At 70.3% G+C, this 14,128-nt stretch carries 14 protein-coding genes and 1 pseudogene; 4 read left to right on the forward strand and 11 right to left on the reverse strand.

Annotation, left to right across the window (positions count from 1 at the left end):
• Window positions 1–128: 128 nt before the first annotated feature.
• The 6 genes from ACWCQS_RS42800 to ACWCQS_RS42825 all read right to left on the reverse strand — a co-directional run bounded on the left by ACWCQS_RS42800 (window position 129) and on the right by ACWCQS_RS42825 (window position 7,353).
• Window positions 129–1,559 carry an NAD(P)/FAD-dependent oxidoreductase gene (locus ACWCQS_RS42800; protein ID WP_451009533.1) on the reverse strand — a complete coding sequence of 477 codons (1,431 nt, stop codon included), beginning with the start codon at window positions 1,557–1,559 and terminating at the stop codon, window positions 129–131.
• 21 nt (window positions 1,560–1,580) lie between these two features.
• A complete protein-coding gene (locus tag ACWCQS_RS42805) occupies window positions 1,581–2,381 on the reverse strand; it encodes an ABC transporter permease (RefSeq protein WP_451009534.1) in 801 nt (266 codons plus the stop codon).
• Window positions 2,382–3,317, reverse strand: a complete 936-nt coding sequence (locus ACWCQS_RS42810) for an ABC transporter permease (protein ID WP_451009535.1) — start codon at window positions 3,315–3,317, stop codon at window positions 2,382–2,384. It lies immediately after the preceding gene.
• Window positions 3,317–4,465: an ABC transporter ATP-binding protein gene (locus ACWCQS_RS42815; RefSeq protein WP_451009536.1), complete on the reverse strand. Its 1,149-nt coding sequence runs from the start codon at window positions 4,463–4,465 to the stop codon at window positions 3,317–3,319. The genes ACWCQS_RS42810 and ACWCQS_RS42815 overlap by 1 nt, the downstream gene beginning before the upstream one ends.
• Window positions 4,466–4,473: 8 nt before the next feature.
• The gene (locus ACWCQS_RS42820; protein WP_451009537.1) at window positions 4,474–5,721 is read right to left on the reverse strand and encodes an ABC transporter substrate-binding protein; all 1,248 of its coding nucleotides are present in this window, start codon (window positions 5,719–5,721) and stop codon (window positions 4,474–4,476) included.
• A gap of 96 nt (window positions 5,722–5,817) precedes the next feature.
• Window positions 5,818–7,353, reverse strand: a complete 1,536-nt coding sequence (locus ACWCQS_RS42825; protein WP_451009538.1) for a gamma-aminobutyraldehyde dehydrogenase — start codon at window positions 7,351–7,353, stop codon at window positions 5,818–5,820.
• Between the two features lie 210 nt (window positions 7,354–7,563).
• On the opposite strand from ACWCQS_RS42825, the gene ACWCQS_RS42830 reads away from it, so the two are divergent.
• Window positions 7,564–8,127: an NADAR family protein gene (locus ACWCQS_RS42830; protein WP_451009539.1), complete on the forward strand. Its 564-nt coding sequence runs from the start codon at window positions 7,564–7,566 to the stop codon at window positions 8,125–8,127.
• A 436-nt stretch (window positions 8,128–8,563) separates the two neighbouring features.
• Here ACWCQS_RS42830 and ACWCQS_RS42835 read toward each other — a convergent pair whose 3' ends face one another.
• Both ACWCQS_RS42835 and ACWCQS_RS42840 read right to left on the reverse strand, forming a co-directional pair.
• Entirely contained in the window at window positions 8,564–9,016 is a 453-nt protein-coding gene (locus ACWCQS_RS42835; RefSeq protein WP_451009540.1) for a DUF4190 domain-containing protein, read from the reverse strand.
• A gap of 104 nt (window positions 9,017–9,120) precedes the next feature.
• Window positions 9,121–9,837, reverse strand: coding sequence for a DUF4190 domain-containing protein (locus tag ACWCQS_RS42840; RefSeq protein ID WP_451009556.1), 717 nt, complete (start codon window positions 9,835–9,837; stop codon window positions 9,121–9,123).
• Between the two features lie 537 nt (window positions 9,838–10,374).
• Between ACWCQS_RS42840 and ACWCQS_RS42845 the strand changes: the two genes are divergently transcribed.
• Together ACWCQS_RS42845 and ACWCQS_RS42850 are read left to right on the forward strand one after the other, a co-directional pair.
• On the forward strand, window positions 10,375–11,442 hold the full coding sequence (locus tag ACWCQS_RS42845) for an adenosine deaminase (RefSeq protein WP_451009541.1): 1,068 nt from the start codon (window positions 10,375–10,377) through the stop codon (window positions 11,440–11,442).
• A gap of 36 nt (window positions 11,443–11,478) precedes the next feature.
• Window positions 11,479–12,189, forward strand: a complete 711-nt coding sequence (locus tag ACWCQS_RS42850) for a glycerophosphodiester phosphodiesterase (RefSeq protein ID WP_451009542.1) — start codon at window positions 11,479–11,481, stop codon at window positions 12,187–12,189.
• Here the strand turns inward: ACWCQS_RS42850 and ACWCQS_RS42855 are convergent.
• Complete coding sequence (locus ACWCQS_RS42855; RefSeq protein WP_451009543.1) at window positions 12,186–12,785, reverse strand: NADPH-dependent F420 reductase; 600 nt, start codon at window positions 12,783–12,785, stop codon at window positions 12,186–12,188. The two genes, ACWCQS_RS42850 and ACWCQS_RS42855, sit on opposite strands and share 4 nt — an antisense overlap.
• A gap of 71 nt (window positions 12,786–12,856) precedes the next feature.
• Between ACWCQS_RS42855 and ACWCQS_RS42860 the strand changes: the two genes are divergently transcribed.
• Window positions 12,857–13,216, forward strand: a complete 360-nt coding sequence (locus tag ACWCQS_RS42860) for a winged helix-turn-helix transcriptional regulator (protein ID WP_451009544.1) — start codon at window positions 12,857–12,859, stop codon at window positions 13,214–13,216.
• On the opposite strand, the pseudogene ACWCQS_RS42865 reads toward ACWCQS_RS42860, so the two are convergent.
• Together ACWCQS_RS42865 and ACWCQS_RS42870 are read right to left on the reverse strand one after the other, a co-directional pair.
• Window positions 13,198–13,485: pseudogene (locus ACWCQS_RS42865) on the reverse strand (sigma-70 family RNA polymerase sigma factor); the annotation flags it as partial. The gene ACWCQS_RS42860 and the pseudogene ACWCQS_RS42865 overlap by 19 nt on opposite strands.
• 90 nt (window positions 13,486–13,575) lie before the next feature.
• Window positions 13,576–14,076 carry a hypothetical protein gene (locus ACWCQS_RS42870; protein WP_451009545.1) on the reverse strand — a complete coding sequence of 167 codons (501 nt, stop codon included), beginning with the start codon at window positions 14,074–14,076 and terminating at the stop codon, window positions 13,576–13,578.
• Window positions 14,077–14,128 lie beyond the last annotated feature (52 nt).

Here is a 14,128-nt window from a genome sequence, read left to right on the forward strand (position 1 = left end):
GTGTCGAAGTCGGTGCCTCCCGGTGAGGCCCGTGCTTCCAGTACGCCGGATCACGGGAGCAGGGTCATGCTCCGTAATCTCGGGGCTTGACGCAGCCATGAGGGGCGGGTAAAAGCCCCGGCCCTGCCTCAGCTGTCGAAGCCCAGCCCCAGCCGGTCCATCGTCCGCAGCCACAGATTGCGGCGGCCGCCGTGCGCGTCCGCGCGGGCCAGGGACCACTTGGTGAGGGCGATCCCGGTCCAGGCGAACGGCTCGGGCGGGAACGGCAGCGGCTTCTTGCGGACCATCTCCAGCTCGGTCCGCTCGGTGCGCTCCCCGTCCAGCAGGTCGAGCATCACGTCCGCGCCGAAGCGGGTGGCGCCGACGCCCAGGCCGGTGTACCCGGCCGCGTACGCGACCTTCCCCTGGTGCGCCGTGCCGAAGAACGCCGAGAAGCGCGAGCAGGTGTCGATCGCGCCGCCCCAGGCGTGGGTGAAGCGGACGCCTTCCAGCTGCGGGAAACAGGTGAAGAAGTGGCCGGCGAGCTTGGCGTACGTCTCCGGCCGGTCGTCGTACTCGGCGCGCACCCGGCCGCCGTAGTGGTGGATCGCGTCGTAGCCGCCCCACAGGATCCGGTTGTCGGCGGAGAGGCGGAAGTAGTGGAACTGGTTGGCCGAGTCGCCGAGTCCCTGCCGGTTCTTCCAGCCGATCGACTCCAGTTGCGCGTCGCTCAGCGGCTCGGTCATCAGCGCGTAGTCGTAGACCGGGACGGTGTAGGAGCGCACGCGGCGCAGCAGGCTGGGGAAGATGTTGGTGCCGAGCGCGACCCGGCGGGCGCGGACCGCGCCGTACGGCGTGCGTACGGCCATGCCGGCGCCGTACGGCTTCAGGGTCAGCGCGGGCGTGTGCTCGTACACCCGCACCCCGAGCTTCAGGCACGCCTTCTTCAGGCCCCAGGCCAGCTTCGCCGGGTGCAGCATCGCCACGCCCCGTCGGTCCCACAGGCCGGCCTCGAAGGTGGGCGAGTTCACCTGCTCGCGCACGGCGTCGGCGTCCAGGAACTCGATGCCGTCCGCGAGCCCCTTCTCCGCCAGCTCCCGGTGCCAGTCCTTCAGTTCCCAGGCCTGGTAGGTCTCGGTGGCGACGTCGATCTCGCCGGTGCGCTCGAAGTCGCAGTCGATGCCGTGCCGGGCGAGCGCGGCCTCGATCTCGTCGAGGTTGCGCCGGCCCAGCTCCTCCAGTTTCTGGATCTCGTCGGGCCAGCGGGTGAGGCCGTTGGGCAGGCCGTGGGTGAGGGAGGCGGCGCAGAAGCCGCCGTTGCGGCCGGAGGCGGCCCAGCCCACCTCGCGGCCTTCCAGCAGGACCACGTCGCGCTGCGGGTCGCGCTCCTTGGCATTCAGCGCGGTCCACAGCCCGCTGTAGCCGCCGCCGACGACCAGCAGGTCGCAGGTGTCGGTGCCGGTGAGGGCGGGCTCGGCGGGCGGCTTGCCGGGGTCTTCCAGCCAGTACGGGACCGGCTGGGCTTCGGAGAGAGAGGCGATCCAGTTGTCTTTGCCACGACTCATGGCGCTTGGGGCCATGATTTCAACTCCCTACAAGGCTTATGCCTTTTGCTTGTTACGGCTGTTGCCGACGAGCATCGAGAACAGCGTGATGAGGACGGCGACGAGGAACATGGCCGTACCGATGACATTGATCTGGACGGGCGTGCCGCGCTGCGCCGAACCCCACACGAACATCGGGAAGGTGACGGTCGAGCCGGCGTTGAAGTTCGTGATGATGAAGTCGTCGAAGGACAGCGCGAACGACAGCAGCGCACCCGCGGCGATGCCCGGTGCCGCGATGGGCAGGGTGACCCGCAGGAAGGTCTGCACGGGGCCGGCGTACAGGTCCCGGGCGGCCTCCTCCAGGCGCGGGTCCATCGACATCACACGCGCCTTGACCGCGGTGACGACGAAGCTGAGGCAGAACATGATGTGGGCGATGAGGATCGTCCAGAACCCCAACTGAGCACCCATGTTGAGGAACAGGGTGAGCAGCGAGGCGGCCATGACGACCTCGGGCATCGCCATCGGCAGGAAGATCAGCGAGTTGACGGCGCCGCGGGCCCGGAAGCGGTAGCGGACCAGCGCGAAGGCGATCATCGTGCCGAGCAGGGTGGCGCCGGCCGTCGCCCACACGGCGATCTGGAGGCTGATGGACAGCGAACCGCACATGTCGGCGACACCGCACGGCTGCTTCCAGGCGTCCAGGGAGAACTGCTGCCACTGGTAGTTGAAGCGTCCCTTCGGCTTGTTGAAGGAGAACACCGTCACGATGACGTTGGGCAGCAGCAGGTACGCGAGCGTCAGGGTTCCCGCGATGACGACGAGATGGCGCTTGAGCCAGTTGACGAAGGGCATTTAGACCAGGTCCTCCGTCCCGGACCGGCGGATGTAGATCGTGACCATGGCCAGGATGGCGGCCATGAGGATGAAGGAGAGCGCCGCGGCGGTCGGGTAGTCCAGGATCCGCAGGAACTGCGTCTGGATGACGTTGCCGATCATGCGGGTGTCGGTGGAGCCGAGCAGTTCGGAGTTGACGTAGTCGCCGGCCGCCGGGATGAAGGTCAGCAGCGTGCCGGAGACCACGCCCGGCATCGACAGCGGGAAGGTGACCTTGCGGAAGGTGGTCCAGGGCTTGGCGTACAGGTCGCCGGCCGCCTCGTGCAGCCGTCCGTCGATCCGCTCCAGCGAGGTGTACAGCGGCAGGATCATGAACGGCAGGAAGTTGTACGTCAGTCCGCACACCACCGCGAGCGGTGTGGCGAGGACGCGGTCGCCGGACGTCCAGCCGAGCCAGGCGGTGAGGTCCAGCAGGTGCAGCGAGTTCAGGGTGTGCACCACCGGGCCGTTGTCGGCGAGGATCGTCTTCCAGGCCAGGGTGCGGATCAGGAAGCTGGTGAAGAACGGCGCGATCACCAGGATCATGATCAGGTTCCGCCAGCGGCCCGCGCGGAAGGCGATCAGATAGGCCAGCGGGTAGCCGAGCAGCAGGCACAGGACCGTGGCGGCGGCCGCGTAGAAGACGGACCGCAGGAACTGCGGCCAGTACTCGCTGAGCGCGTTCCAGTAGGTCGCGAAGTGCCAGGTGACCTTGTAGCCCGCCTCCAGCGAGCCCGTCTGCACGGACGTGGAGGCCTGGTAGATCATCGGCAGCGCGAAGAAGACGATCAGCCACAGCAGGCCGGGCAGCAGCAGCCAGTACGGGGTGAACCGGCCGCGCCCCCGCGGGGGCTTCTTCTCCTCGGTCGCGGGCGCGAGGGGCGGGGGCGCCTCGGCTTCGGTCAGGGTCGTCATCAGGCGGCCGCCTCTTCCTCGGTGCCCGCGTCGATGTCCTGGGTGGCGTCCAGGCCGAAGGTGTGCGCCGGGCTCCAGTGCAGGACGACGTCGGCGCCGGGCACGAGCCGGCCGTCGCGCTCGACGTTCTGGACGTACACCGAGAGTTCGTAGCAGACCGGGCTGTCGATCACGTACTGGGTGGAGACGCCGATGAAGCTCGCGTCGGCTATCTTGCCGGTCAGCCGGTTGCGGCCCTCGGGGATGTCCCCCGCGTCGTCGGCGTGCGTGAGGGAGATCTTCTCCGGGCGGATTCCGACCAGCACCTTGCCGCCGGCCGTCGCCGGGGCCGAACATCGCGCCTTGGGCAGCACCAGCTTGCCGTCGCCCGCCTTGAGCACGATGTCGTCGCCGTTCTTCGTGTCGACCTCGGCCTCGATGAGGTTGGAGGTGCCGAGGAAGTTCGCGACGAAGGTGGTGTTCGGGTTCTCGTACAGGTCGGTCGGGGAGCCGAGTTGCTCGACGCGGCCCGCGTTCATCACGGCGACCGTGTCGGCCATGGTCATGGCCTCCTCCTGGTCGTGCGTGACATGGACGAAGGTGATGCCGACCTCGGTCTGGATGCGCTTGAGCTCCAGCTGCATCTGGCGGCGCAGCTTGAGGTCGAGGGCGCCGAGCGGCTCGTCGAGGAGGAGCACCTTGGGGTGGTTGATGAGGGCGCGGGCGACGGCGACACGCTGCTGCTGGCCGCCCGAGAGCTGGTGCGGCTTCTTGCGCGCCTGCTCGCCGAGCTGGACCAGCTCCAGCATCTCCTCGACCTGCTTCTTCACGCTCTTGATGCCGCGTCGGCGCAGGCCGAAGGCGACGTTCTCGAAGATGTCGAGGTGCGGGAAGAGGGCGTAGGACTGGAAGACCGTGTTCACCGGCCGTTTGTACGACGGCAGATGGGTCACTTCCTGGTCGCCGAGGTGCACGGTGCCGGAGGAAGGATCCTCCAGGCCGGCGATCATGCGCAGGGTGGTGGTCTTGCCGCAGCCGGAGGCGCCGAGCAGGGCGAAGAATGAGCCCTGCGGCACGGTCAGGTCCAGCGGGTGTACGGCGGTGAAGGCGCCGTAGGTCTTGGAGATACCGGAGAGGCGGACGTCGCCGCTGTTGTCTGGTGTCGTCATCGTCGTCGTCACGCCCCTGTGAGCTTCGAGAACTTCTGCTGGTAGGCCGTCTCTTCCTTCTGCGTCAGCGCGCGGAAGGCGTGGGACTTCGCCTGCATGGCCTTGTCGGGAAGGATCAGCGGGTTGCTCGCCGCCGATTTGTCGATCTTCGCAAGATAGGGCTGCACTCCCCCGACGGGGCTCACGTAGTTGACGTATGCGGCGAGCTCGGCGGCCGGCTCGGGCTCGTAGAAGAAGTCGATGAGCCGCTCGGCATTCGTCTTGTGGCGCGCCTTGTTGGGGATCAGCATGTTGTCGGTCGACGTCATGTAGCCGCTGTCGGGGATGACGTAGCCGACGTCCGGATTGTCCGCCTGGAGCTGGACGATGTCGCCGCCCCAGGCCACGCACGCGGCGAAGTCGCCCTTGGTGAGGTCCGAGGTGTAGTCGTTGCCGGTGAAACGGCGGATCTGGCCCTTGTCGACGGCCTTCTGCAGGCGGGCGATCACCGCGTCGTAGTCGTCGTCGGTGAACTTCGCCGGGTCCTTGCCCATGTCGAGCATGGTCATGCCGATGCTGTCGCGCATCTCGGTCAGGAAGCCGACGCGGCCCTTGAGCTTGGGATTGTCGAGCAGGTCGGAGACCGACTTCACCTCGATGCCGTCGAGTGCCTTCTTGTTGTAGGCGATGACGGTCGAGATGCCCTGCCAGGGGTAGGAGTACGCCCGGCCCGGGTCCCAGTCGGGGGCGCGGAACTGGTCCGACAGGTTGGCGAAGGCGTGCGGCAGGTTGGCCGGGTCCAGTTTCTGGACATACCCGAGGCGGATCATGCGCGCGGCCAGCCAGTCGGTGAGCACGACGAGGTCACGGCCGGTGTCCTGGCCGGCCGCGAGCTCCGGCTGGATCTTGCCGAAGAACTCGTCGTTGTCGTTGATGTCCTCGGTGTACTTGACCTGGATGCCGGTCCGCTTGGCGAAGGCGTCGAGCGTGGGGTGCCGCTTCGTCTTGTCGTCCACGTCGATGTACTCGGGCCAGTTGGAGAAGTTGACGACCTTCTCCTTGGCCGAGTGGTCGTCGGCGGACACGCCTCCTTGTGTCTTCGTCGCCGCGGGGATGCCGCAGGCGCTCAGCGCCCCAAGTCCGCCGACCGCGAGCGCGCCGCCCGCGGAGGCGCGCAACAGCGACCGGCGGGTCATCGCGGCCCGGCCATTGCGGAAGCTGCGCCGTATGGCGGCCAGTTCGACCGGTGTGAAGCGGTCGGGCTCGTACTGCTCCATGCGCGTGGTGCCCTTTCGGGAGGAATGGGTGGTCGGCCTGGTCGAGGGCCGGAACGTCACACCCGGCGGCGGCCGGCTCCTGCTGATGTCCGGTTGCTACCGGTCCCCGAAGATCGTGCGGTGCCAGTCCTTCCTGGCGACCGCGGTGTTGTCGAACATTACGTGCTTGACCTGCGTGTACTCCTCGAAGGAGTACGCCGACATGTCCTTGCCGAAGCCGGATGCCTTGTATCCGCCGTGCGGCATCTCGCTGATGATCGGGATGTGGTCGTTGATCCACACACAGCCCGCCTTGATCTCGCGGGTGGCCCGGTTGGCGCGGTACACGTCGGTGCTCCACGCGGAGGCGGCGAGGCCGTACGGGGTGTCGTTGGCGAGCCGGATGCCCTCGTCGTCGCTGTCGAAGGGCAGGACGACCAGGACCGGGCCGAAGATCTCGGACTGGACGATCTCGCTGTCCTGGGCGGCGTCGGCGATCAGGGTGGGCCGGTAGTAGGCGCCCTGCTCCAGGTCGCCCTTCGGGGCCTCGCCGCCGGTCACCACGCGCGCGTAGGCACGCGCCCGGTCCACGAAGCCGGCGACCCGGTCCCGCTGGACGTGCGAGATGAGCGGCCCGAGGTCGGTGCCGGGTGCGAAGGGATCGCCGAGCCGCACGCTCTCCATCAGGGCGGCGGTCTGCTCCACGAAGGCCTCGTACAGCGGCCGCTGCACGTACGCGCGCGTGGCGGCCGTGCAGTCCTGCCCGGTGTTGATGAGCGCACCGGCGACGGCGCCGTGGACGGCGGCCTCCAGGTCGGCGTCGTCGAAGACGACGAAGGGAGCCTTGCCGCCCAGCTCCAGGTGGATGCGCTTGACGGTGGCGGTGGCCACCTCGGCGACGCGCCTGCCGACGGCGGTGGACCCGGTGAAGGAGGTCATGGCGACATGCGGGTGGCCGACCAGGTGCTCCCCCGCCTCTCTCCCGGTCCCGGTCACGACGTTGACGACACCGTCGGGCAGGCCGGCGTCCGTGGCGGCCTGGGCGAAGAGCAGCGAGGTGAGCGGGGTCAGCTCGGCGGGCTTCAGCACGATGGTGTTGCCGGCGGCGATCGCCGGGAGGATCTTCCAGGCGGCCATCTGGAGGGGGTAGTTCCAGGGCGCGATCGACCCGACGACACCGATCGGCTCGCGCCGGACGTACGACGTGTGGTCCCCGGAGTACTCACCGGCGGACTGCCCCTGCAGGTGCCGGGCGGCGCCCGCGAAGAAGGCGGTGTTGTCGATGGTCCCCGGCACGTCGAACTCACGGGTGAGCTTCAGCGGCTTGCCGCACTGCAGGGACTCGGCGCGGGCGAAATCCTCCGCGCGGTCGGCGAGCACGGCGGCGAACCGGTGCAGGGCGTCGGAGCGCTCGCCCGGGGTGGCCGAGGCCCAGCCGGGGAAGGCCTCGCGCGCGGCGGCGACGGCCGCGTCGACGTCGTCGGTGCCGGCCAGCTCGTAGGTGTACACCTCCGCGCCGGTGGCGGGGTCGACCACGGCGTGGGTACGGCCCGAGGTGCCCTTCGTCGGCCGGCCCGCGATGAACTGCGCGCCCTCGGCGAATCGCTCCTCGGCGGGGAATCGTTCCGGGGTGGCGGTGCCCGGGTTGTGCATGTCGCTCTCCTCCGCCGTTTCGCCCCGTCCCGGGGGGTGGGTGGCGTAGCTCCAGCTCGATTTGAGTGCCGATCCTGACAGAGCAATAGGACTCCAACAAGTGATTCCGTTGTTGCCTTTTGGTTACGCGACGGAATCTGTCGACCAGATGTCGAGTGGGGGTGGAAAAGGGCGGACGGATTGTCAGTGGTGCGTGCCAGACTCGCGTGCATGGGAAAGATCGACGGGGTGGAATCCCTGATCAGAGAGGTCCGGGCGGGGTCTGGGATCAAGTACCTCCACTTCTGGGGGCACCGGCCGAGGCCGGACGGCAGGCTCGGGGCGAGCTGTCTGAGCCAGTGGTGGCCCTCACCGTTCACGGTGGACGGGGTCGAATACGCGACGGCCGAGCACTGGATGATGGCCGGCAAGGCGCGGCTGTTCGGGGACGCGGAGGCGGAGCGCCGGGTGCTCGCCGCGGGACATCCCGCCGAGGCGAAGAAGGCGGGGCGGCTGGTCCAAGGTTTCGATGACGGGGTGTGGGAGCGGGAGCGCTTCCGGATCGTGGTCGAGGGCAGCGTGCACAAGTTCGCGTCGGACGACGATCTGCGCGGGTTCCTGCTGGGCACGGGCGACCGGGTGCTGGTGGAGGCGAGCCCGGTGGACCGTATATGGGGCATCGGCCTCGCTGCGGACGACGAGGCGGCCTCGGACCCGGAGCGCTGGCGGGGGCCGAACCTGCTGGGGTTCGCACTCATGGAGGCGCGCGAGCGGTTGTCGGGGGCCGGGGCGTGACGGGGGCCGGGGCGCGGCAGCGGGCTGGGGCGTGAAGGAGGCCAGGGCGCTGCAGGGGGGTGGGGTCCTGCTTGCGGGTCGGGGCCCTGTGTGGGGCCGGGGTCTAAGGGGGGCAGGGCGCTGCGACGGGCCGGGGCTCTGCGACTGGCCTGATCGCGGCGACTGGCCGGGGCCCGACTGCGGGCCGGAGCGCTGCGACTGGCCGGGGTCTGAGGGGCCGGGAACCCTGCGTCGGGCCGCAACCTGGCGGGGGCCGGAGCCCGAGCGGGCCAGAGCCCAGCGTGGGCGTGAGCCCAGCGTGGGCGTGAGCCCAGCGTGGGCGTGAGCCCAGCGTGGGCGTGAGCCCAGCGTCGGGCCGGGGTCTGAGGGGGCCTGCCCTGAAGGGCGGCCCCCGGGGCCGGATCCCTGTCCGTCGCGGCACCAGGGCCGGGCTTCGTCAGAACGTGCCGGCGCTGAACATGCTGGCGAAGAACAGGAAGACCAGCAGCGGCAGCAGCACGGTGGCGATGATGCCGCAGACGAGACCGGCGGTCGCCGCGCCCCTGTTGGTGGCTTCACCCCGATTGGCCTTACCCCGGCCGATGGCACCGAAGATGATGGCCAGGATGCCCAGGATCATCCCGAGGATCTCCATGGCGATGGTGAGGCTGCACACCACGCCGATGATGCCCAGCACCAGTCCCGTGGTGCCCATGCCGTTGCTCGGCTGCATCGGCATCCCATAGCCGGGGGCCTGCGGATATGCCGCGGGCGGCGCGGGCGGGTAGGACGGCGGCCCCGACTGGGGGTAGCCGTAGCCGGGCCCCGGCTGCTGCGGGTGTCCGTACCCCGGCGGCTGCTGCGGAGCCGGCTGTCCGAAACCACCGGCTTCTGGGTTGATGCTGGACATGAAGCGGTTTCCCCTCCGTTGACGATCAAGGCATCGTAATGGCGCCCACGAGGGGAGGGGCGGGTTCCGGCCGACGGGTGCCGCAAGGCCACGGCCCCCCGGACTCAGCGGTCGGCGGCTACTGTCACCGAGGCGCCGCGGGCGGAGTTGTCGTCGTAGGGGCCTGAGTGCGTGTCATGGATGGCGGCGGTGATGCCGATAGCTAGCAGGACGATCACGGCGATGCCGAGCACGATGCCGATGATGCCCATGATCAGACCCGCCTGGGCCTGACCGTGGTTGGTGGCCTCGCCGCGATCGGCCCGCCGGCGGCCCTTGATGCCGAAGACCACCGCGAGGATGCCCAGTACCACCGAGACGACGCCGTACATGCAGAACAGGCACAGGGAGAGGATGCCGAGCACCATCGCCGCGGTGCCCATGCCGTTCTGCGGGGCCATCGGCATGCCGGGCCAGCCGTAGCCCGCGGGGTAGCCGGGGTAGCCGTAGCCACCGGAAGCGGGCGGTACGGGTATGCCGGGTCCCGAGGGCGCGATCGGCGGGGGCGGTACCGCCTCGCCGCCCAGCGGGGCCGTGCCAGGCACACCGAATCCGGAGGCGGCCGACGGCGGGAAGCCGGGAGGAGCCGCGGGCGGGGCGAAGGCGTCGGCCTGCAGGGAGGTCATGGTCGCCTGGTCGTGCACGGACGGCGGCTGCGCGGGAGGCTGGTCCTGCGGCTCCGGCTGCTTCTTCTCCAGCGAAGTGCGGTGCTCGGGCGGCGCCCACGGGTTGTGGTCGCCCCCCGGGACGCCACTCGGCTGCGCTCCGTCGCTCACTGGCATGTCCCCCTCGATCGTTCGTGCCGCCATGCTAAGGCCTCGCCGCGGCGCCCCCACGGCCCGGCCCCACCGAAGTCACCAGAGCCCCGATGCCGGATCCCGGCAGGCACACCCACAGACATCCACAGACAGCACCTCCACCACGTGACCGACCCGCCGACCAGGCGCCCCCGCACCGATCGCCCCACACCGCACCCCTCGGACCGCACCCGGCGCCGGCACCGGCCGCACCGCCCCGCCCCCGCGGCCCCGCCCCACCAAGGTCACCAGAGCCCCGACACCGGACCCCGGCAGGCACACCCACAGACATCCACAGACAGCACCTCCACCACGTGACCGACCCGCCGACCAGGCGCCCCCGCACCGATCGCCCCACACCGCACCCCTCGGACCGCACCCGGCGCCGGCACCGGCCGCACCGGCCCTCCGCTGAGCGGTCCGCGCTCGCCGCCCGCCTACGATGTCGTCCGTACCACGATCAGCCGATCACCCGCGCCGCGCCCGCACCGGGCCGCCGGCGCCCTGCTCGGGGAGGACCCCATGACCGACAGTTCCGTACCCGCCGTCGGCACGGCCGACCGCGATCTGCGGACCTTCATCGCCGGACTGCCCAAGGCCGAACTGCACGTGCACCACGTCGGCTCCGCCTCCCCGCGCATCGTCTCGGAACTGGCCGCCCGGCACCCCGACTCCAAGGTGCCGACGGACCCCGAGGCCCTCGCCGACTACTTCACCTTCACCGACTTCGCGCACTTCATCGACGTGTATCTGTCGGTCGTCGATCTCATCCGCACCCCCGAGGACATCCGGCTGCTGACCTACGAGGTCGCCCGCGACCTGGCGAGGCAGCAGGTGCGCTACGCCGAGCTGACCGTCACCCCCTTCTCCTCCACCCGGCGCGGCATCGACGAGCTGGGCTTCATGGCGGCGATCGAGGACGCCCGCAAGGCGGCCGAGGCCGAGTTCGGGACCGTACTGCGCTGGTGCTTCGACATTCCCGGCGAGGCGGGGCTGGAGTCCGCCGAGGAGACGGCACGGCTGGCCACCGACGACCGGATCCGGCCGGAGGGACTGGTGTCGTTCGGGCTCGGCGGGCCCGAGATCGGCGTGCCCCGGCCGCAGTTCAAGCCGTACTTCGACCGGGCCATCGCCGCCGGTCTGCACTCGGTCCCGCACGCCGGCGAGACGACGGGCCCGGACACCGTGTGGGACGCGCTCAATGAACTGCGCGCCGAACGCATCGGGCACGGCACCAGCTCCGCGCAGGACCCGAAGCTGCTCGCCCATCTCGCCGAGCGGCGCATCCCGCTGGAGGTCTGCCCGACCTCGAACATCGCCACCCGCGCGGTCCGCACCCTGGACGAGCACCCGATCAAGGAGTTCACCCGGGCCGGGGTGCTGGTGACGATCAACTCCGACGACCCGCCGATGTTCGGCACCGACCTCAACAACGAGTACGCGGTGGCCGCCCGGCTGCTCGACCTGGACGAGCGGGGCCTCGCCGACCTCGCGAAGAACGCCGTGGAGGCGTCGTTCCTGGACGCCGCCGGCAAGGCCCGGATCGCGGCGGAGATCGACACGTACACCAGTACCTGGCTCGCCTCCTGACACGGCCCACAAGGGGGCACCCCCACAATGGGGGGCATGCAGACCGTGACCGCCGTGGCCCATCGCGGCGACCCCTACCGTGTCCGTGAGAACACCATCGACTCGCTGCGTTCCGCGCTCGACCGGGGCGCGGACGCGGTGGAGATCGACGTACGGCTCACCCGCGACGGCGTCCCCGTGCTGCTGCACGACGAGACGCTGGAGCGGCTGTGGGAACTCGGCCGGCCGCTCGGCGCGCTGTCCGCGGAAGAGGTGCGCGAGCTCACGGCGGGCGGTGTGCCAACGCTGGCGGACACGCTGGCCGCGACCGGCGACTGCCGGGTGATGGTGGACCTGTGCGGGCGGGTCGAGCGGCGGATGGTGGACCGGGTCATGGACGTGGTCCGGCAGAGCGGGGCCCAGGACCGCGTCTACTACTGCGCGGGCGCGGAGGCGATGCTCGCCGTCCGCGCCGCCGACCCGGCCGCCGAGATCGCGCTGACCTGGACGAGCCTCGCCCCGCCCCGGCCCGCGCTGCTGGAGGTGGTCCGCCCGCGCTGGCTCAACTACCGCTTCTCCCTGGTGAGCCGGGAGCTGGCGGCCCGCGTCCACCACGACGGCTATCTGCTGTCCGTCTGGACCCCGGACACCCGCCGTTCGATGAGCCGCCTGCTGGACCTGGGCGTCGACTCGATCACCACGAACCGGGTCGACGTCCTGCACGCCCTGCGCAACGGCGGCGGCATCGGCGGCACCGGCAGCCGTTAGGAACCGGCGAACTCCAGTGGAGGCGCGATGGCCTGGGCGTCCGCCCCCTCTCCCACCCACAGCCCGATCAGCAGCGCCGCCGTCGCCTCCAGCAGCCCGGCCCGGTGCAGTCCCCCGGCGTTCAGCGGCGTGCAGCCGAGGTCCCGCACCAGCCGTCGTACGACGGTGAGCGCGTCCTCGTCGTCCCCGCACAGCGGTACGGCGAGCGGGCGGCCCCCGAACACCGGCGGGGTCAGGCGCCAGACGCTCTCGTGGCACAGATTGAACGCCTTGACCACGTGGGCGGCGGGCGCGGCGGCGGCGATGCGCTGGGCCGCCGCCGGGCCGCCGGCCGTGAGCAGTCCGAAGTCAGGGCCGCCCACCGGATTGGTGCAGTCGATCAACACCCGTCCGCGCAGGGCGGCTTCGAGCCCGGTGGCCAGGTCCACGGCCGCCGCGTAGGGCACCGCCAGCAGAACGGCGTCGGTGCCGTGCTCCACCGCCGCCCGCACCTCGCCGCGCGACCTGCCGGCCGCGACCACCTGGTGTCCGGCCCGCTCCCACTGCCCGCCGAGCGCGGCCGCCATCGCGCCGGCCCCGATGATGCCTATGCGCACAAGTGCCTCCTTCTACCCGCCTGTTGGATACGGGGACGACAGTAGGAAGCCGCTCGGGCACCATTCGGTGTGTGACCGACGACCACGCCTTTCTCGCCGACTGCCGGGCCCGGCTCGCCTTCGACCTGCTCGCCAACACCTGGAACTCGGTGGTCCTCTGGGCGCTGCGGGACGGCCCCAGCCGGCCGGTCGCACTGCGTGAGCGGATCGGCGGGATCAGCCAGAAGGTGCTGACCGAGACGCTGCGGCGGCTGGAGTTCAACGGCCTGGTGGAGCGGCGGGACCACGGTGGCTCGCCGCCCCGTGTGGAGTACGGACTCACCCCGCTCGGGCGGACGCTCCTCGGGCCGATCGACGCCTTCGGCGCCTGGGCGTTCGAGCACGGGGACGAGGTCATGGCCGCGCAGGAGCACTACACCCGTGAGCGTTGAGGCACCGTCGACGCGTCGGCCGGGCTGGCTCGGGTGAGGTACTGCGGGACGGGCGCGGAGTCCTGGCCGGTGTCGCGGACCAGACCGTAGCGGATGGCGCCCTGGGCGGGACCGGTCGTGATGTCCTTCTCGACCGCGGCCCAGGTCGTCGGGAACACGCTCAGGCCGTAGTCGGCGCCGCGTTCGTTCACGGTGAGGGTGACGGTCCCGTCGAGGTGGAAGTACTCGTTCTGCCACATCTGCTGGGTGCCGGGCGGCAGCACGTCGTAGTGGCTCCGTGCGTGAGGAGGCGGGACGTGCAGGAGACGGAGCGCGGGCCCGGTGGACAACAGTTTTTCTGCCGCTGATCACGGCACGGTTCAAGCGGCCGTGAGCGCCTCCAGTCGCTTGATCTTCTGCCGTACGACGTACAGCGGGACGACCCCGAACACCCCGAAGGACATGTCGATCAGCGACCACCAGAAGGGGATGCCCCGGATCGGTCCGCACACCAGGGCGAGCGGGACGATCCCGGCGCAGGCGATCATCCCGAACTCGACGACCCAGATGTTGCGGACGGGGTCGCGGTACGGACCGTAGAAGGCGACGGCGATGACCAGGTGGGCGAAGGCCAGCCAGTCGGTGCCGTAGAGCAGGAACGGGTAGTCGGCGTCGGCGGTGTCGAGCCCGTCCCGCACCCGGGAGATCCAGGCCATCAGCCCGGGCAGTCGGTCCGGCACGGACAGCGCGCGCAACGCGCTCTCGGTCCAGCGCAGTTCGTGCACCAGGGGGAAGGCGGTGGCCCCGCTGAGGACGAGGCACACCACGAAGAAGACCAGCCAGACGCGAATGCCCTTGAGCAGGGCGGTTCTGTCGCTCATGGGAGGAGCGTACGCCCAGAGTTGAACGCGTTCAAAAAGGCCCCTCCCTCCT

Source organism: Streptomyces sp. NPDC002076 (assembly GCF_053593835.1).

Excerpts from the sequence above, each read along its gene's own strand:
- ACWCQS_RS42800 (WP_451009533.1), bottom strand. The coding sequence starts at position 1,559 with ATGGCCCCAAGCGCCATGAGTCGTGGCAAAGACAACTGGATCGCCTCT.
- ACWCQS_RS42805 (WP_451009534.1), bottom strand. The coding sequence starts at position 2,381 with ATGCCCTTCGTCAACTGGCTCAAGCGCCATCTCGTCGTCATCGCGGGA.
- ACWCQS_RS42810 (WP_451009535.1), bottom strand. The coding sequence starts at position 3,317 with ATGACGACCCTGACCGAAGCCGAGGCGCCCCCGCCCCTCGCGCCCGCG.
- ACWCQS_RS42815 (WP_451009536.1), bottom strand. The coding sequence starts at position 4,465 with ATGACGACACCAGACAACAGCGGCGACGTCCGCCTCTCCGGTATCTCC.
- ACWCQS_RS42820 (WP_451009537.1), bottom strand. The coding sequence starts at position 5,721 with ATGGAGCAGTACGAGCCCGACCGCTTCACACCGGTCGAACTGGCCGCC.
- ACWCQS_RS42825 (WP_451009538.1), bottom strand. The coding sequence starts at position 7,353 with ATGCACAACCCGGGCACCGCCACCCCGGAACGATTCCCCGCCGAGGAG.
- ACWCQS_RS42830 (WP_451009539.1), top strand. The coding sequence starts at position 7,564 with ATGGGAAAGATCGACGGGGTGGAATCCCTGATCAGAGAGGTCCGGGCG.
- ACWCQS_RS42835 (WP_451009540.1), bottom strand. The coding sequence starts at position 9,016 with ATGTCCAGCATCAACCCAGAAGCCGGTGGTTTCGGACAGCCGGCTCCG.
- ACWCQS_RS42840 (WP_451009556.1), bottom strand. The coding sequence starts at position 9,837 with ATGCCAGTGAGCGACGGAGCGCAGCCGAGTGGCGTCCCGGGGGGCGAC.
- ACWCQS_RS42845 (WP_451009541.1), top strand. The coding sequence starts at position 10,375 with ATGACCGACAGTTCCGTACCCGCCGTCGGCACGGCCGACCGCGATCTG.
- ACWCQS_RS42850 (WP_451009542.1), top strand. The coding sequence starts at position 11,479 with ATGCAGACCGTGACCGCCGTGGCCCATCGCGGCGACCCCTACCGTGTC.
- ACWCQS_RS42870 (WP_451009545.1), bottom strand. The coding sequence starts at position 14,076 with ATGAGCGACAGAACCGCCCTGCTCAAGGGCATTCGCGTCTGGCTGGTC.